Here is a 14,920-nt window from a genome sequence, read left to right as displayed (position 1 = left end):
TAAATCGCTGGGACTCGTAGCCTCGTCCACTACGACCAACCCTAAATTTTACATTTGACAAACCACTGGGCAAACGACGTAGTGTGTCGGCATCAGGCATAGGAAGCCGAAATTACGTCGTTTCAAAATACAAACTGTGTTTGTCCCCAAATTTCGTGCGTGATTGAACCATCAGCAGCGACTATAAAAGTGTAGGTTTGCGCGCCGGGCGCGCATCGCCGGGCTATTTGCGCACGTGATTGATAAGAGTGAATCATGCTGAATTTTCGATGTCTCGTTCTTATTCTTGCTTCCGGATTGGGGTCTACACTCCTACAGTGCTCGGCACTTGAACCGATTGCTGTTGAAAACCTTGAAACAGAGCTGGAGCAATTGAGCCAAGTTCCTGAGGGAGATCGCACCTCCGAAGGGTTTTACAATCACGCCGCTGCGATCAACCGACTGTTGTTTCAGCTCTCCGCCGATGAACGGTACCGAATCTTGAAGGAATTTACTTTCTCGGATGGGTCGGAAGATATTCAAGCCGTTTCGGCAATATGTGATGTCGTCGCACCACCGAATGAATTCGCGCGGTTGATCGGTGCGAGATCGAGGGTAAACACTTTTGCAATCCCGTCTGTCGCAAACGTGGACGGCTTGTTTAGCACAGCATGGCTCTTAGTAGAGTCTGCAGATGAATTGGGTCTCTTGCGAGTGCTCACGAACGAAGTGGAATCACTGCCTGGATCTCGTGCAATTGTGTTGCGAGCGATTCTGCTTGCTTCTCAGTCGGGCAACGAAGAGAAAGTGCGTTCGATCATTGAACAACTCGCCAACGAGAAAACATTCTCCAGCGAATGGGTGCGTGATGCGGCGGTGCTGTCCTGCGTTTGTCGTGAGCTGGACAACTGCAGCGATGTCCTGGGAAAAATCAGGAGTTCCGTCTTAGATCGTCAATCTGTTTCATCCACTGCGAAAGCGTTTTTGGCACGAACGCATTTCTCAACACGGGAACAAGAGCTGCTAGGTCCCTTTCGCATCAACAAAGACTGGATCGCGGTTGGAAAGCGAGCCAGCCTCTACGCGCATGACAATCACATCACTCACTTGGCGGGTAGTGATGCCTACTACGTCTACCGATACCCACTTGCAGGCGACTTTCGTTTTCAAGTTCAACAGGTTAATCCGAAAAATGAAGACGCCTGCCTCATTCAATATGCAAATCGCTCCTTTGGGCTGAAACCGTTTTACAGACCAGAGGCGAATCTGCGTGAGCTTGAGAAATCGGGGGACAGTTTTCGGGCTTGGTTGAATGGCTATCGGTTGGGGGATTTCCCAATGGATTCAACCAGCCCTTGGATCGTTCTTGCTCCAAATGCAAACATGAGCGAGCGATTTCGTTTCATGAAGTTGACTGGGTCTCCGACCATACCACGTGAAGTCAAGTTAATCGGCGATGAGTCTTCCGCTGGCTGGACATCAAGTGACAATTCGGACGAACTTTCGTCTGCAAACGGCATTCTCGAATCAGCCAAATCACAATCAATACGCCAACGAATTGTCCGCCATTATCGTCCGCTTCAATCTGGCGAAACGTTTGAGTATGAATATTTTGCATCTCAGCAACACATTGCCCATCCCGCAATGGGGCCGTTGGCGTTTCTTCTTGAACCCGATGGTGTGAAGCTGCACTGGGTAACGAGGTTAGACGATGACTGGACTGGACTGAGCGCTGATAACGTTCTGGTCGAGCCGCTTAATCGACGCGGCCCAAAAAAATTGCCCGTTCGCTTGAACGAATGGAACCACGTCTCATTGTCGCTCAACGATAACCAGTTGACGATCCGGTTGAACGACACGTTGGTTTATTCACGTAGTGTGCAATCCGACGATGACACTCGGTTTGGCTGGTATCACAACCCAAGTGAAAAATCGCTTCGAGTCCGCAACGCAGCGCTGCGTGGAAACTGGCCCAAGAGTTTGGACATCGATAAGATCGCCGAATCTCGCGGTGCAGGGGCACCGTCTGAATTGGCAAGAGTCCTTTTTCGAGAACACGATATCTGCGCTGGCGTTTTGAAAGTCAGCGAAGAAGCATCGAGACTGGAGGTTAAAAATAGGTATGACTATCTGTCAAAGTGGGTATTGCCTGGTGAGTGGCATCGGACGCTTCGTCTGAACAGCGATTTCGCATCCGTGCATTCACTACAGCCGACCACCAAGGATGCGAACGATCCCGGAGGAAATCTAATTTCCCCTGCATTGGAATTGATCGACGTTGCCGCGCAACTCGGGCGACTGAATGAAATTGCAGAAAGAACTAGGTTGTACGCTCCTAACGATATTCATCAACAGCGAAACCGTAGTGCATTTCTCGCGCTGATCCACCATCGGCTAGGAAGCAACGATGAAACATTGAAGCATACCGAAACTCTTTTCCGTTTGACTGAGCAGGCCGACGACGAGATCGCACCACGTCATCTTTGGTCCGATTATTTGGTTTCTCGAATGTTAAGTAACGAACCAGATTTTCAGGGCATCGTTCTTGATTTACTCAAACTGCATCAACTGCCTCTGTTAGATCCGGAATTCCCGATTGAGTTCGAGCTGAATCGCCTGTGGAACTCCTATCGCCACAACAACCTGGAGGAGTTTGCCGAACGAAACGGCATGCAACTGAAGCAATGGCAACCGACGGCGCGGTACGAAACAAAATGGAGAAGTCTTGGGCATGCCCAAGGTGAATGGCAGTCGATTCCCGGCGGTGTTCGTCACATTGCTTCGCATTCGCACGATCTACTTTTCTTTGAAAGCCCGCTCATGGGAAACTTCGAGTTTCAATTCGAGCAACAAAATGCAGAGTTTGCGGACATTCAGGTCGTAGCCGGCGGCGCCCGCACCAAGATAGACGGCGGAAAAGCGGTCATTACTGGGGGCGATGAGATAGCCAAAGTCAAAACGCTCATTGCACCGCCACTAGGAATCGAACGCCCTTGGATTCACCAACGATACGTTATTCGCGACGGCGTTCTGTCGGTCCACGCAAACGGTCGAAAGGTTCATCAGCGAGATGTCCTCGAAGGCTATCCCTGGCTCGCATTCTGCGCAGACGACGAAAGTGCAGCAGTAGTGAGAAATATGGAAATCATGGGAGCCCCCGCTATTCCAAGCTCATTGGAATTGGTGCATCCTCGCCTACCTGGTTGGCGTTCGTACTACAGCTCCGGAATCAAAAATGGAAACGGAGCTTGGGCCCATCAAGATGGGAGCATCGTGGGTCTTAAAGAGGACTTCCCCAAAGGATCCGGGCGCGAGCGGATGCTCTATTATCAGCGACCGCTCAAGGGTAGTGATGCGGTGGAGTACGAGTTCTTCTACAAACCCGGATCAACGATGGTGCATCCCGCGCTTGATCGAATGGCGTTTGTGGTCAGGCCAGAAAGTATTCAGTTGCACTATGTCACTGATGGCCAAGATGACAAACAGTTCCTTGACAAAACCAACATGCGATTTGAGCCGGCCGAACAACGTGAACGCCCAAGTGCGTTGCTAGATGAGAACCAGTGGAACAAGGCACGAATCTCTCTCCACGGTAATTCGATGCAGATGCAGTTGAATGGGACGGTCGTCTATCAACACGAGTTGAGCCCAGACAACCAACGACTGTTTGGACTCTTCTACTTTTCTGATCAAACGTCAGCCAACGTTCGCAACGTCGTGCTTCACGGATCTTGGCCCACGAAATTACCTACTGCAAGCGAACAACAACTCGCTGACCCTCAGCTCGTTCAACTGAACGCATCACGCGACATGTTGGCTGGCCGTATGATTCGAGACTTTGCAGTGGAGAGCATTCCAGACAAGTTATTCAACATTCAAGGTCGAGCATTAGGGACCTATACCAAGAGGCCTGAGGGACTCGAGTTGACCGTCCCAGGTGCCGCGGGTCAGCGACAGTCTGGAATACTGGGCCGATTTAGATTGTCGGGTGACTTTGACATTAGCGCGGAGTTCGATAGCTTTCGCCCCGATTTGGGCAATAACGCAAACAGCCTATGCTCCGTGCGACTGGACGTTGTACTGGACGGCGAAGACATTCCCCTTGGCACGATTCAGCGGTACGGAATCCCTGGACGCCAAAAGGCAAGCGGAAGTTTTGTGACTCGGCGCGAAGATGGAGTGAATGTGCGAACCATTGAAACGATCGATTGGGAGTCCAGTTCCAGTACGTTCCGAATCGCACGTCGCGGCGACAAGATGTTCATGCTTATCAAGGATGGCGATGCACTTGGCTTTCGGCTCTTTCGCACATTTCAGATCCCCACGACTTCCTGCAACCAAATTCGTTTGATGACTGTCGCGGCGAATGCGGGTGCGACGGGCGTCGTCTGGAAACGGCTCGATGTACGGGCAGACGAAATCTCAACGAGTGGCAAAGTCTCAACAGGTGACGAACCAATCCAGAAGGTTCTTTTTGTTGCCAACGCTGATGGATCGGGCCTGCGGCAAATCGAAATAGGTTCCAAAGCGCAGGGCATCAACGGTTCACCCCACTTCTCGCCTGATGGAAAGCAAGTCGTGTTCCACGCCGGGACGGGGCGCCCTTCGTTGTCGAGAGTGTTCGTGGTCAATTCCGACGGAACCGGCCTCAAGGATCTGGGACCTGGCGGCCTGCCAATTTGGATGCCAGATGGCAAGCAAATTGCTTTTTGCTCACCTTCATGGGATTTGGCATTGATGAAACCAGATGGCAGCGGGCGGCAAGTCATCTATCAGAACGGCTGGGCGATACAGGTTTCTCCAGACGGCAGGGAAGCCTTATTCAAGGACTTTGGAGCGGCGGGTAGTCAGAACCTCACCGTCATGGATCTGAAAACTCAACAGAAGCGACAACTGCTCAATGGTGAAGCCAGAAGATACGGCAACCTGTATTGGAATTTCGCTTGGTCACCCGACGGCAAATGGATTTCATTTTACGGGACTAGCCGAATTACCGGGAAGCATGAGTTCGCAGTGGTCAGCACAAAGGGATCCGATCATGGGTTTCGTGTTTTAAAGGAAGACGCAGACGACTTCTTTCCCCGAACATCGTGGCATCCAGATGGGGACAGAATCCTAATTGGTCGGCGTCCCAAGAATCAGCAAAGCGGCGTCTACCTTTTGAAATTAAGTGACCAAGACTATTGCGAACCACTGTTCGAAGCCACTGGCGTAGCCAGGGCGGAACCGCCAGCATGGTCATCTGACGGATCACAGATTGTGTTTATGGGTGTGGCAGCGGAGTAATGAAGGCTGCAAATGGCTAAGGCGTGACGAAGCGCAACCCCGATGTTGGCTGCGCAACTGTTGGCCCAGCACCACGATTCGAAGCTGATTGCGTTAACCCAGTTCACGCCGAATGCTGCACGCACTCACGTTACCATAGCTACTCACGCCAGAGCGTGGAGGCACCACCGTCTGGCGACGGTAGCTACGGTACATTTAGCAGGCGCACCTGCCTGAACCCGGCAAAAGGGATCAAATTATTCCTTGGCCTGCGGGTTCCCTTTTTCGGCGTCTGCGGCTTTTTCTTTTGCCTCACGCTGCCACATGATCAGATCTGAAAACTTTGGCATGGTGCCTTCTTTCACCGATTCTGCAAACTGCATAAACGCCGCTGTCTGGTACTCACTGCCCTTGGGCAATTTTTGGGCGACTTCAACACCTTTTTTCGCGTTGATCGCGGCGGTCTGCTTATCGCCGATCCTCCAGTGAAGAATACTCAGACATGCAAAATGATTTGGGCCAATCGACTGTCCGCTGTTCTTGATATATTCAGAATAGGGTGCCGTCACGGCTTTGGTGAAGTCGGTCGGATAGTCGCGTTCATTGCTCATCGCGATACGCATGCCGGTCATCATCAGGAATGAGTTCTTGGGTTCGCCCGCAGGCAATTCGTTGAGGGCTGCGACTGCAGCTGTCCACTCTTTACCAGTGACCAGCAGCTCGAGCTTCAGCTTGGGGAGCTCTGGGTGATTGGGATCAAGCGATTCCAGTTCGCTGATGATCGCTGCCATCTTTTTCACGTCCTGTCGGCGACGTGCGGAGTACATTTCATTGATGAGTTTGTTCGTTTTGTCACGGGCATCGTAGGCGGCTTTAATTTCGGCGGCGGCCTGCTTCGCGCCTTCATCGCCAGACAACAGAGTCTCGACCAGGGAATCTGTAAGTCGCGAGGCTTCTGTCGACAGCAGCAGCTTTCCGTTCCTGACGATGAATGCGTAGGGAATGGCCTTCACCCCTGCAGCCTTCAGCCACTGGGTTTCGAAGGCCGAACCCTCGCCCGTATAGGCGACCGGGTAGGACATGCCTGCACCTTTTTTGTGGACGAATTTCTCCACCTTGCCCTTGTCGTCCTCCCAACTACTCATGCCATAGACCCGCAGGCCTTTATCGTAATATTTTTCGTGGAGTCCATTCACGTGTGGAATCAGCGCTATGCAAGGGCCACACCAGGTGGCCCAGCACTCAAACATGTAGACTTTTCCAGGTTCAAAAGATGTCGGCCCCTCTCCCTGGATCCACTCGGCTGACGTGACGGAGGAAAGGCTGACTTCAGAACCAGCAACAAGCGTGGGTTCAAGCGTGGGTTTTTGGGCGGTGGCGGTTGCCGAAACCAAAACCGTGCAGGCGACGATGAATTTCACACCCAGCAGTCCACGCCGAATCGCATTCTTGTCCAATGGAAGGAGAGAAAAATACGATCGAGGATCAGTGAGATTGAGAATCCTGGAAGTTGCCATAATGACTTGCCTACACTTTGGATTGAGATCACACAAAAATGCGAGTTTTGATTCATGAGACGATCGTGCGACATCAACACGGTCAGTCTGCACTGCAATGGTAGTGTAACGTCCTCTACACACAGCGAAAACAAGACAGATGCAATGCTGTTCAGCACGGTCGTTCCTGTGCGGGCGGATTGTCAATTTTACGACGTGTCGGTTCCGTGCGTGACTGCTGAATGGCCTGACCTGCAACCGAATCGCTGGACCATTTCGAGTGAGAAAATTGGATTAGAATTTGACCGTTAGACCGGAGCAAAGCGGTCAAGGTCCACTCGTTCGTCGTTGTGAAACGTCGCGCAACTCCTGCAGTTTGATTCTGGGGCGGTTAGAATGGGCTCAGACGGTCGAATTTGGAAGTTGCCACTATCCTCCCTAACGCGGAAGCGTGACACGCTCGTTCGGTCATGCATTGAGGCAAAATCAGACGAGTAGGGATGTTTTTTCTGAAACTGCCGTACATGAAATTAACGTCAATTGATCAAGCTTATGAAACGACAGTATCCAATCGCAGCAGCGTATCTTCTGTTGGCACTTCTTGTTCCGTTGGCCAGTTCGGAAGACGCTAAGTAATGAGCGGGAAACCCAGCTACTCGAAACTGCAAAGAGCACTCCCTTTGAAAGTGAATCCAACCTTACGTTTCGCAGTGGCTGCCTTGGTGTTGTCGTGTGTGCTGGTGTCGGCGAAAGCTGCGCAACCGGAGTCCGGAGTGAATCCGTTGAACGGATCCCGGCCGAATATCATCGTGATCATGACGGATGATATGGGTTACTCGGATCTGGGCTGCTACGGTAGCGAGATTCAGACTCCAAATCTGGATGGGCTTGCCAGCCGGGGCGTCCGTTTTTCCCAGTTCTATAACACCAGTCGCTGCTCGCCTACGCGGAGCAGTCTTATGACGGGTTTGTATTCGCATCAGGCAGGCATGGGGTTGCTGACGACGGACGAAGGACCCCGTAATCCTGGCTACCGGGGCAGGCTTATGGAACGCTGCGTAACGATTGCCGAGGTGCTTGGCCCGAAGGGATACCAGTGCGTGACAACAGGCAAATGGCACATGGGCGACGCCAAGAAAGAGTGGTGGCCGTTGGCCCGCGGTTTCGACCGCTTTTATGGTTGTCCGCAAGGCGGCGGCTTCTTCTTCCGACCTTCATCATGGAAGCAGGAGCGGTTTGTGGTTAGGGACAACGAGATCATTTATGACAAACAGAATGATCCGCCAGACGGCTGGTATGCCACGGATGCCTTTACCGATGAAGGCATCAAGTATGTCGAGGAAGCTGTAGAAGCGAAGAAGCCCTTCTTCTGGTATCTGGCTTACAATGCGCCTCACTTCCCGCTCCAGGCAAAGCCCGAAGATATCGCCAAGTATCGTGGCAAGTACTTGACCGGGTGGGACAACATTCGACAGGAGCGATACGAAAACCTGATTGAACTCGGTCTAATCGATAAGACGTGGAAGCTTTCACCACGCGATGAGATGGTGCCGGCCTGGAGCACCCTTTCGGATCAAGAAAAAGAGACGCAAGACGAACGAATGGCGATCTACGCGGGAATGATTGACTGCGTCGATCAGAACGTAGGTAAGATCGTTACCGCACTGAAGGAGATGGATGTCTATGAGAATACGCTAATTGTTTTCCTTCATGACAATGGCGGTGATGTTTCAGGAGGACCGATGGGCAAAAATGAAACAAAGGGTACTCCGGGCACAGCGGAGTCATTAGTTCACTATGGAAAGTGCTGGGCCAATGCGTCCGACACCCCATTCCGGAAGCACAAAGGACTTGTTCACGAAGGCGGTACGGCGACTCCACTGATCGCGCATTGGCCAAACGGGATTAATGCTTCCATGATCGGCAAGATCGCCGCGGAGCCTGCCCACTTAATCGACCTGATGGCGACCTTCGTCGATATCACGGGGGCAGCTTATCCGAAGACCTTCAAGGGGCATAAGATTATTCCGATGGAAGGAGAAAGTCTGCTTCCGATCTTGCAGGCCGAGCCCTTTCATCGTGACGCCCCGATCTTTTTTGAACATATGGGAAATAGAGGAATCCGACTCGATCAGTGGAAGCTAGTCGCCGTCAGAGGAAAACCCTGGGAGCTCTACGATATGCAGGCTGATCGAACAGAACTGAACAACATGGCTGCACAAATGCCCAAAATGGTAGAAGCAATGAAGACGCTTTATCAGGACTGGGCCGATCGGTGTTTGGTCAAGAGAGTGAAGAAACAGAACGGTAAAACCCAAAAGTGAATCCAGGCGATATCTGGAATCACTAGTTGAATCAGTCACAACCAAAACGACAGCGGACGGCAAAGAAAAAAGTAGAAGTAGAAAGCGGTATGAGCGAGGTGAACTCAACCAATCAGTGAACCATGGAACGAATCGCAACTACCGTCGCTTCTTTCTCGCTATCGCATCGTCGGCACTTGCGGAGAATGTGAAGCAGAATGTCATCGTGATTTTGACTGACGTTCCAAGGCTACGGCGATCTCAGTTGTCATGGCCACCTGATTTTGAAGAGTCCCGAACTCGAACGTCTTCTTCAGGAGTCCAATCGTTTGGCCGATTTTGAGCGTCGCAATTTAGCAATGTGATGTCGCATTTCATGCCTGTACGAACAGGTCAATTTTGGAAGGATAGAATGAATATAAAAAAGCACTTCAGCCTGGTGATTGTCGCAGCCCTGTTTGTCGGTGTTGCTTTCGCTGACGAGGGCCGTCCTGAAAAGCCGAATGTTTTGCTTGTGCTGGCTGATGATCTTGGCTGGCAGGACGTCAAGTGTTACGACATCGACGAACCTTCCCCTTATGAGACGCCCAATATTGATGGCCTGGCGAAGGAAGGTGTCATGTTCTGGCAGGGGTATTCCCCGGCTCCGGTTTGCGCCCCAGCGCGATGCGCCATTTTGAGTGGGATCCATCCAGCACGTGCTCAGAAAACCAATGTTCGTGGTGGCACGCCTCCTGCGCCTCGTCACCTGTCGGCCTCGCGTGTCATGGACCCCTGGCAGACGGCTCGTCTGTCGATGGACGAGCCAACCATTGCTCAGGTGCTGCAGGAAAATGGATATGCGACCGGGCATAGTGGCAAATGGCATATGAACATGACGCCCAAGTCCGAACCTTTACCCAAGAATGTGGGGTTTGATTGGTCGCGTGAAAGTATGGGCGTGGCAAGAGACATGATCCCCAACCGTGTGAAAGGATTCTCGTCCGACGCTGCCGATGATCCCTGGCAACTCGATGCGAAAGGGTATCCCAAAAACGAAATCTTTGAGGATGCGGTGGACTTCATGGAAGAACATCGAGACCATCCCTTCTTTCTCTTTTGTGCGGCGCGTTTGGTGCATGCCCCGATCCAAACCCGCAGCAAGGCCTTGTTGGAAAAGTACTGCAAGAAACTTGGGCTTCCTTTCCCAAAAGGGCCGGGTCCGATCGCCCTGCCTGGACAACAGAACCCCTATTACTGTGCCATGGTTGAGGAATTTGACTACTATGTCGGCAACTTGTTGAGCTACCTCGATACGACGGATGACCCGCGTTGGCCTGGTCACAAGCTTCGCGAGAACACGTACATCGTTTTCACCTCAGACAATGGTGGAATGGAGCAACTGAGGGGCGATGTGATTACGGATAATTATCCGCTTGATGGAGGTAAGATCCGGTTGGAAGAGGGTGGGACTCGGGTGCCGCTGATCATTGTCGGGCCGAATATTCCCGCCAACACGCAAACAGATGTGATGGCCAACGGCCTGGATTTCTTTCCGACGATTTTATCGATGACCGGAACGGCCGCTCCGGAAAATCAACACTTCGACGGGTGTGATTTATTTCCGTTACTCACCCAGTCTCCTCAAGATCCTACGCTCGTCAAGCAGCAGGATGGTCGCGTCCGAGAAACCATGATGTGGCATTTTCCGCATGGCGTCGCGATGTATAGCACACTCCGGGTCGGCGATTTCAAGTTGGTGCGAAATTATGACTACATCAACAACCCGCAGCTTGATAGCGCGTTGGAGCTATACCAGCTTTACGAAACGCGTGACGGCAAGTCACAGCGAGTGGACATTGAAGAATCCAAAAACCTGGTGTCGTCCATGCCGGAAAAAGCTCAGCGAATCAATGCCCAGCTGACAGAAATACTGACCGAAATGAATGCCAGCTACGCCTATTTCAACCCTGTCTATAACGGTGACTTACCGCACAAGGAAAACGTTCCCACGGTGACTTCCGAGGAACGAGTCGGAAACGTGGCACGGGTAAAGTTCAAGGAGAATGGAGCTAAAGTTGTTCGTGGGGAGTTGATGTACACAACGTTGGGAGGCCAACCGAATGAGGAATGGTTTTCGGCTCCGGCAGTCGTTGAAGATGGAACGGTTGTTGCGTCACTACCTTCGGGAACCACACATTACATTTTTAACATCATTGATGAAAACAATTACTTGGTGAGCTACCCACCCGTGAAGAGCCAGCTGCACTACACGAAAAAGAACCAGTACTCAGCAGATGCGCTGAGTGCTTTGCGCTAAGCACCTAAACGTAGTGGACGAGGCTACGAGTCCTTTTGGTTGCATTCGGACTTTAGGGACTTGTTGCCTCGTCCACTACGCAAAAGTCGGCCGAAGCAGACTTTGGAAAACATATGAATACCTGGCAATGGTGAAACAAAAATGAAACGACTGAAACCTACAACGCTTGCTCTGCTGATTTTCGCTTTCGCGGCAGCAATGATTCCCTTGTCGGCTGCGGCAGACCAGCGGCCCAACATTCTCGTCTTTTATGTCGATGATCTCGGATGGCAGGACGTCCAGCTCAATGATCTGGACGCGCCGTGTCCTTATGAAACGCCGAACGTTGTTGAGTTGGCGAAGCAGGGCATGAACTTTACCCAAGCGTATTCCGCCGCGCCGACTTGTGCTCCTTCGCGGGCCGGGATCATCACGGGCCAGCATCCGGGGAAACTCAGGTACACTCATGTTACGTTCGACAACATCCCGAAAGGCAGGCCGACGGAAGAATTCGTAGATCCCTATCTCGGTGCCCATCTTCCGATGGATGCGCTCACCTTGGCGACGGCCCTTAAGGACAATGGATACGCAACCGGCCACGTGGGCAAATGGCACCTTGGTTTGAGTTCGTCCCTTTTCGGTTTCGAGTTCAGCCATGAAGAACGCGGCGTGCATCGAAAGTTGGCGGATCGAACCAAGGGGTTTGCGACAGCCGATGATCCCAAGTATCCGCTGAGTCAGAAGAAATACCCACCTGTCAGCGCCAAGAAGCCGGATGGGATTTCGTATCCCTATGATGATGTCACCGAGTCCGCGATCGAGTTCATGGAGCAGAGCGATGACAAGCCTTTCTTCCTCTACTTGGCTCACTGGATGGTGCACTGGCCGGTGATGACCCGCAACGGCGAGTTGCTCGAATACTACTGCGACAAATTGGGGCAACCGTTCCCTCCCGAACCGGGTGATGTGACCTTGGAAGGGCAGCAGAATCCGTACTTCGCGTCTATGGTGACCACGGTGGATTGGAGCCTGGGGCGAATTGTTGACTATCTCGAAAAGACGGACGATCCGCGTAGCCCCGGCAAGAAACTCATCCAAACGACCTATGTGATTTTCACCTCGGACAACGGTGGGGCGGAAAAGCATGCTAATGAGATCATCTCCGACAACTACCCGCTGAAGTACGGAAAAGCTCATGACGAAGAAGGCGGAATTCGTGTCCCGATGGTTGTTGTGGGGCCAGGCATTCCGAAGGGGACGCAGTTTGACGGGTTGGTAAACCAGCTCGACTACTTTCCGACGATCCTGAATTTGACTCGCTCTCAGATTGCGCCGGAAGCAAAAAACGAGTTAAGCGGTCTGGACATCACTCCGGTACTGTTGGACGGTGCCCAGCAGATTGTCGATGCGCAAGGCACGGAACGAAAAAATCTGTTTTGGCACTTTCCACACGGTCAAGACGCGATGAAAGCCGCGATTCGCGAAGGAGACTTCAAGCTTTACAAGAACTATCAAACTCGCGACTACAGCCTGCATCGCCTGTACAAAAATGGGCAACGCGACGACCTCGAGGAGATGAAGGATTTGGCGGCGGACCCCGAGTACGCTCCGGTCCTCAAGCAGCTTTCCGAAAACCTGGAACGCCAGCTCGCAGAAAACCAGGTGGAGGGCCCGTACCTTAATCCTGCATTCAAGGGCAAAACGAAATCGTCCGCTGAAATCCAAAAGTTGGCGTTCAAAGCGGAGAGCCGTCGGGCAAGCGTGAGGCTGAGGAACTCTGGTCCCGCGATCAAGACCGCTTATGTGATCTATCGCAATCCGCCGAGTGCCGATAAAGAGAAGGCTAAACGTGGTAAGGAGTCATTCGATGTGCGTCTCGGCATGAAGATGCCGGCGACGATCGTTTCTTCCGGCAATACCGTCATCGCGCAGATCCCGGAAGGAATCGACGCGTATTGCTTTCTGTTGATCGACGAAAACAACTATCAAACCTTCAGCGACATCCAGCTTGCGCGCTAGGCTTGCGGTGACGTTCGCCTTGTCTCTATGGGCAACAAGAATGCTCCAGAAACAAGCACAGCGTGCGACGACTTTTACGCAACCATCTCGACACGGCAACGCAAATTATGACATCCGATCGAACGGCGACTCTGTTTGCAATAAAGGCAATACGATCGATATTGATGCCGACGCTGCCAGCGTTCTTGTCGATTTTTTGCGTAGCGACAGCAAGTTCTTTCGCTAAAGAGCCTCGCGTTTGGAAATCAGCTGACGGGAAATTTTCTGTCGAGGCAGAATTCGTCGACATCGAGAATGATGTCGTCCGATTACGCAGAACGGACAACAACCAGACAGCATCAGTCCCCATCGAAATGCTAAGCCCTAGCGACCGCGAATATGTCCGGGAACGATTAGAACAAGGCAAGGACAAAGCCAAGCTCACGGGCCGCCGAGCGGCATGGATGGAAGGACAATGGGGATTCCGCTTCAATATGCCTGGCATGAAACAGGCGGAAGCGCTCGCTGAATTTGACGTGCAGAAAATGATCGATCAGATCAAGGTTCTGGACACTGCGACATGGGTGCAAATAAATATCACGCAGGGAGCGAACGGTTCTTTTTACACGTCGCCGCATGCTGAACTAGCAAAGCATGTATCGCCAGACATCGTCCCTCAGCGCGACCTGTTTGGAGAAATGCTCGACGCACTCATCGAGCAAGGCTTCAAGGTAATAGTCTATTTCGCGACAGAAGGCCCGACGATGGGCAAACATCCAGACAAGGCCCTGCCGGGTGTTATCGAAACGTGGAAGAGGTACGCAAAATCTCGCGAGATGACACCTGAGCAAGCCGTCGCGGAGATCATCGTCAAAGAATATTCGTTGCGTTACGGCACGAAAATATCAGGCTGGTGGTTTGACCACGCGTCGTACGGAGACATCAAGGCGTTGGAAAAGGCGGCTCTTGCAGGAAATCCAGCGGCTGCGCTCACGTTCAACGTAGGGGGATCCCCCGAGCTGTTGACCTGTCCGGAATCCGACTTCACTGCAGGCCATCCCACACCGATGAAACGGCACAGTCCATCTTGGAAAGGGAATGAGGTCGCAATCAAACTGATTGAGAAGAACAACTATATCAATGGTTCTTTAGGACATTTCTTCCCTCCCATGCAGGAAACATGGAACTCCGGAAAACCAGCATTCGAGACGGAGCAGGCCATTGACTGGACGATGCGTATTGTTCGAGCGGGAGGAGCAATTACCTGGGCCGTCGCACTTGCCGATGCCAAAGGAAAGGATGCTCCACTAGCCTCCTTTCAATTTAAACAACTCAAAGCGATTAATAAGGCCGTCAAGAATAGTAGAAAACAGTAGGACACAAGGTTAAGCACAACATCACGAAAAACGCAAGAAAAAAAATGCTCCCGGTCTGGGCTGACAAAAATGTGTCCGAGTTGGCGTTTTGAAGGGCTTTGGAGTGGCGGAGTTGTTACGTCCGGCACGCTATCGGTTCGGAGAACCGAGCGACATTGTCGCTCAGCTTTCCAAGCTGATAACGTATTTTTTGATTGCCGCAACTTCAGACCGCTAATGTGTTTT

At 52.0% G+C, this 14,920-nt stretch carries 7 protein-coding genes; 6 read left to right on the top strand and 1 reads right to left on the bottom strand.

The window, feature by feature from the left end:
- The first annotated feature begins 255 nt into the window (after positions 1 to 255).
- Positions 256 to 5,265, top strand: coding sequence for a DUF1583 domain-containing protein (locus tag SH528x_RS28155; RefSeq protein WP_442506767.1), 5,010 nt, complete (start codon positions 256 to 258; stop codon positions 5,263 to 5,265).
- Positions 5,266 to 5,501: 236 nt separating this feature from the next.
- Here SH528x_RS28155 and SH528x_RS28150 read toward each other — a convergent pair whose 3' ends face one another.
- Entirely contained in the window at positions 5,502 to 6,665 is a 1,164-nt protein-coding gene (locus tag SH528x_RS28150) for a TlpA disulfide reductase family protein (RefSeq protein WP_442506766.1), read from the bottom strand.
- Positions 6,666 to 6,815: 150 nt separating this feature from the next.
- Here SH528x_RS28150 and SH528x_RS28145 point away from each other — a divergent pair, with 150 nt between their 5' ends.
- The 5 genes from SH528x_RS28145 (at position 6,816) to SH528x_RS28125 (ending at position 14,695) form a co-directional block, all read left to right on the top strand.
- Positions 6,816 to 7,052: a hypothetical protein gene (locus SH528x_RS28145; protein ID WP_442506765.1), complete on the top strand. Its 237-nt coding sequence runs from the start codon at positions 6,816 to 6,818 to the stop codon at positions 7,050 to 7,052.
- Between the two features lie 374 nt (positions 7,053 to 7,426).
- Positions 7,427 to 9,064, top strand: coding sequence for an arylsulfatase (locus SH528x_RS28140; protein WP_442512190.1), 1,638 nt, complete (start codon positions 7,427 to 7,429; stop codon positions 9,062 to 9,064).
- Positions 9,065 to 9,455: 391 nt separating this feature from the next.
- On the top strand, positions 9,456 to 11,342 hold the full coding sequence (locus tag SH528x_RS28135; RefSeq protein WP_442506764.1) for a sulfatase: 1,887 nt from the start codon (positions 9,456 to 9,458) through the stop codon (positions 11,340 to 11,342).
- A gap of 141 nt (positions 11,343 to 11,483) precedes the next feature.
- Positions 11,484 to 13,340, top strand: coding sequence for a sulfatase (locus tag SH528x_RS28130; protein WP_442506763.1), 1,857 nt, complete (start codon positions 11,484 to 11,486; stop codon positions 13,338 to 13,340).
- 164 nt (positions 13,341 to 13,504) lie between these two features.
- Positions 13,505 to 14,695: an SHD1 domain-containing protein gene (locus tag SH528x_RS28125; RefSeq protein ID WP_442506762.1), complete on the top strand. Its 1,191-nt coding sequence runs from the start codon at positions 13,505 to 13,507 to the stop codon at positions 14,693 to 14,695.
- Positions 14,696 to 14,920 lie beyond the last annotated feature (225 nt).

The organism is Novipirellula methanifontis (assembly GCF_052161655.1).
Classification (GTDB): Bacteria; Planctomycetota; Planctomycetia; order Pirellulales; family Pirellulaceae; genus Novipirellula.
This window is presented reverse-complemented; position numbering and strand designations above follow the sequence as displayed.

Coding starts and splice junctions, on each gene's coding strand:
- SH528x_RS28125 (WP_442506762.1), top strand. CDS start 13,505: ATGCCGACGCTGCCAGCGTTCTTGTCGATTTTTTGCGTAGCGACAGCA.
- SH528x_RS28145 (WP_442506765.1), top strand. CDS start 6,816: ATGAGACGATCGTGCGACATCAACACGGTCAGTCTGCACTGCAATGGT.
- SH528x_RS28130 (WP_442506763.1), top strand. CDS start 11,484: ATGAAACGACTGAAACCTACAACGCTTGCTCTGCTGATTTTCGCTTTC.
- SH528x_RS28135 (WP_442506764.1), top strand. CDS start 9,456: ATGAATATAAAAAAGCACTTCAGCCTGGTGATTGTCGCAGCCCTGTTT.
- SH528x_RS28155 (WP_442506767.1), top strand. CDS start 256: ATGCTGAATTTTCGATGTCTCGTTCTTATTCTTGCTTCCGGATTGGGG.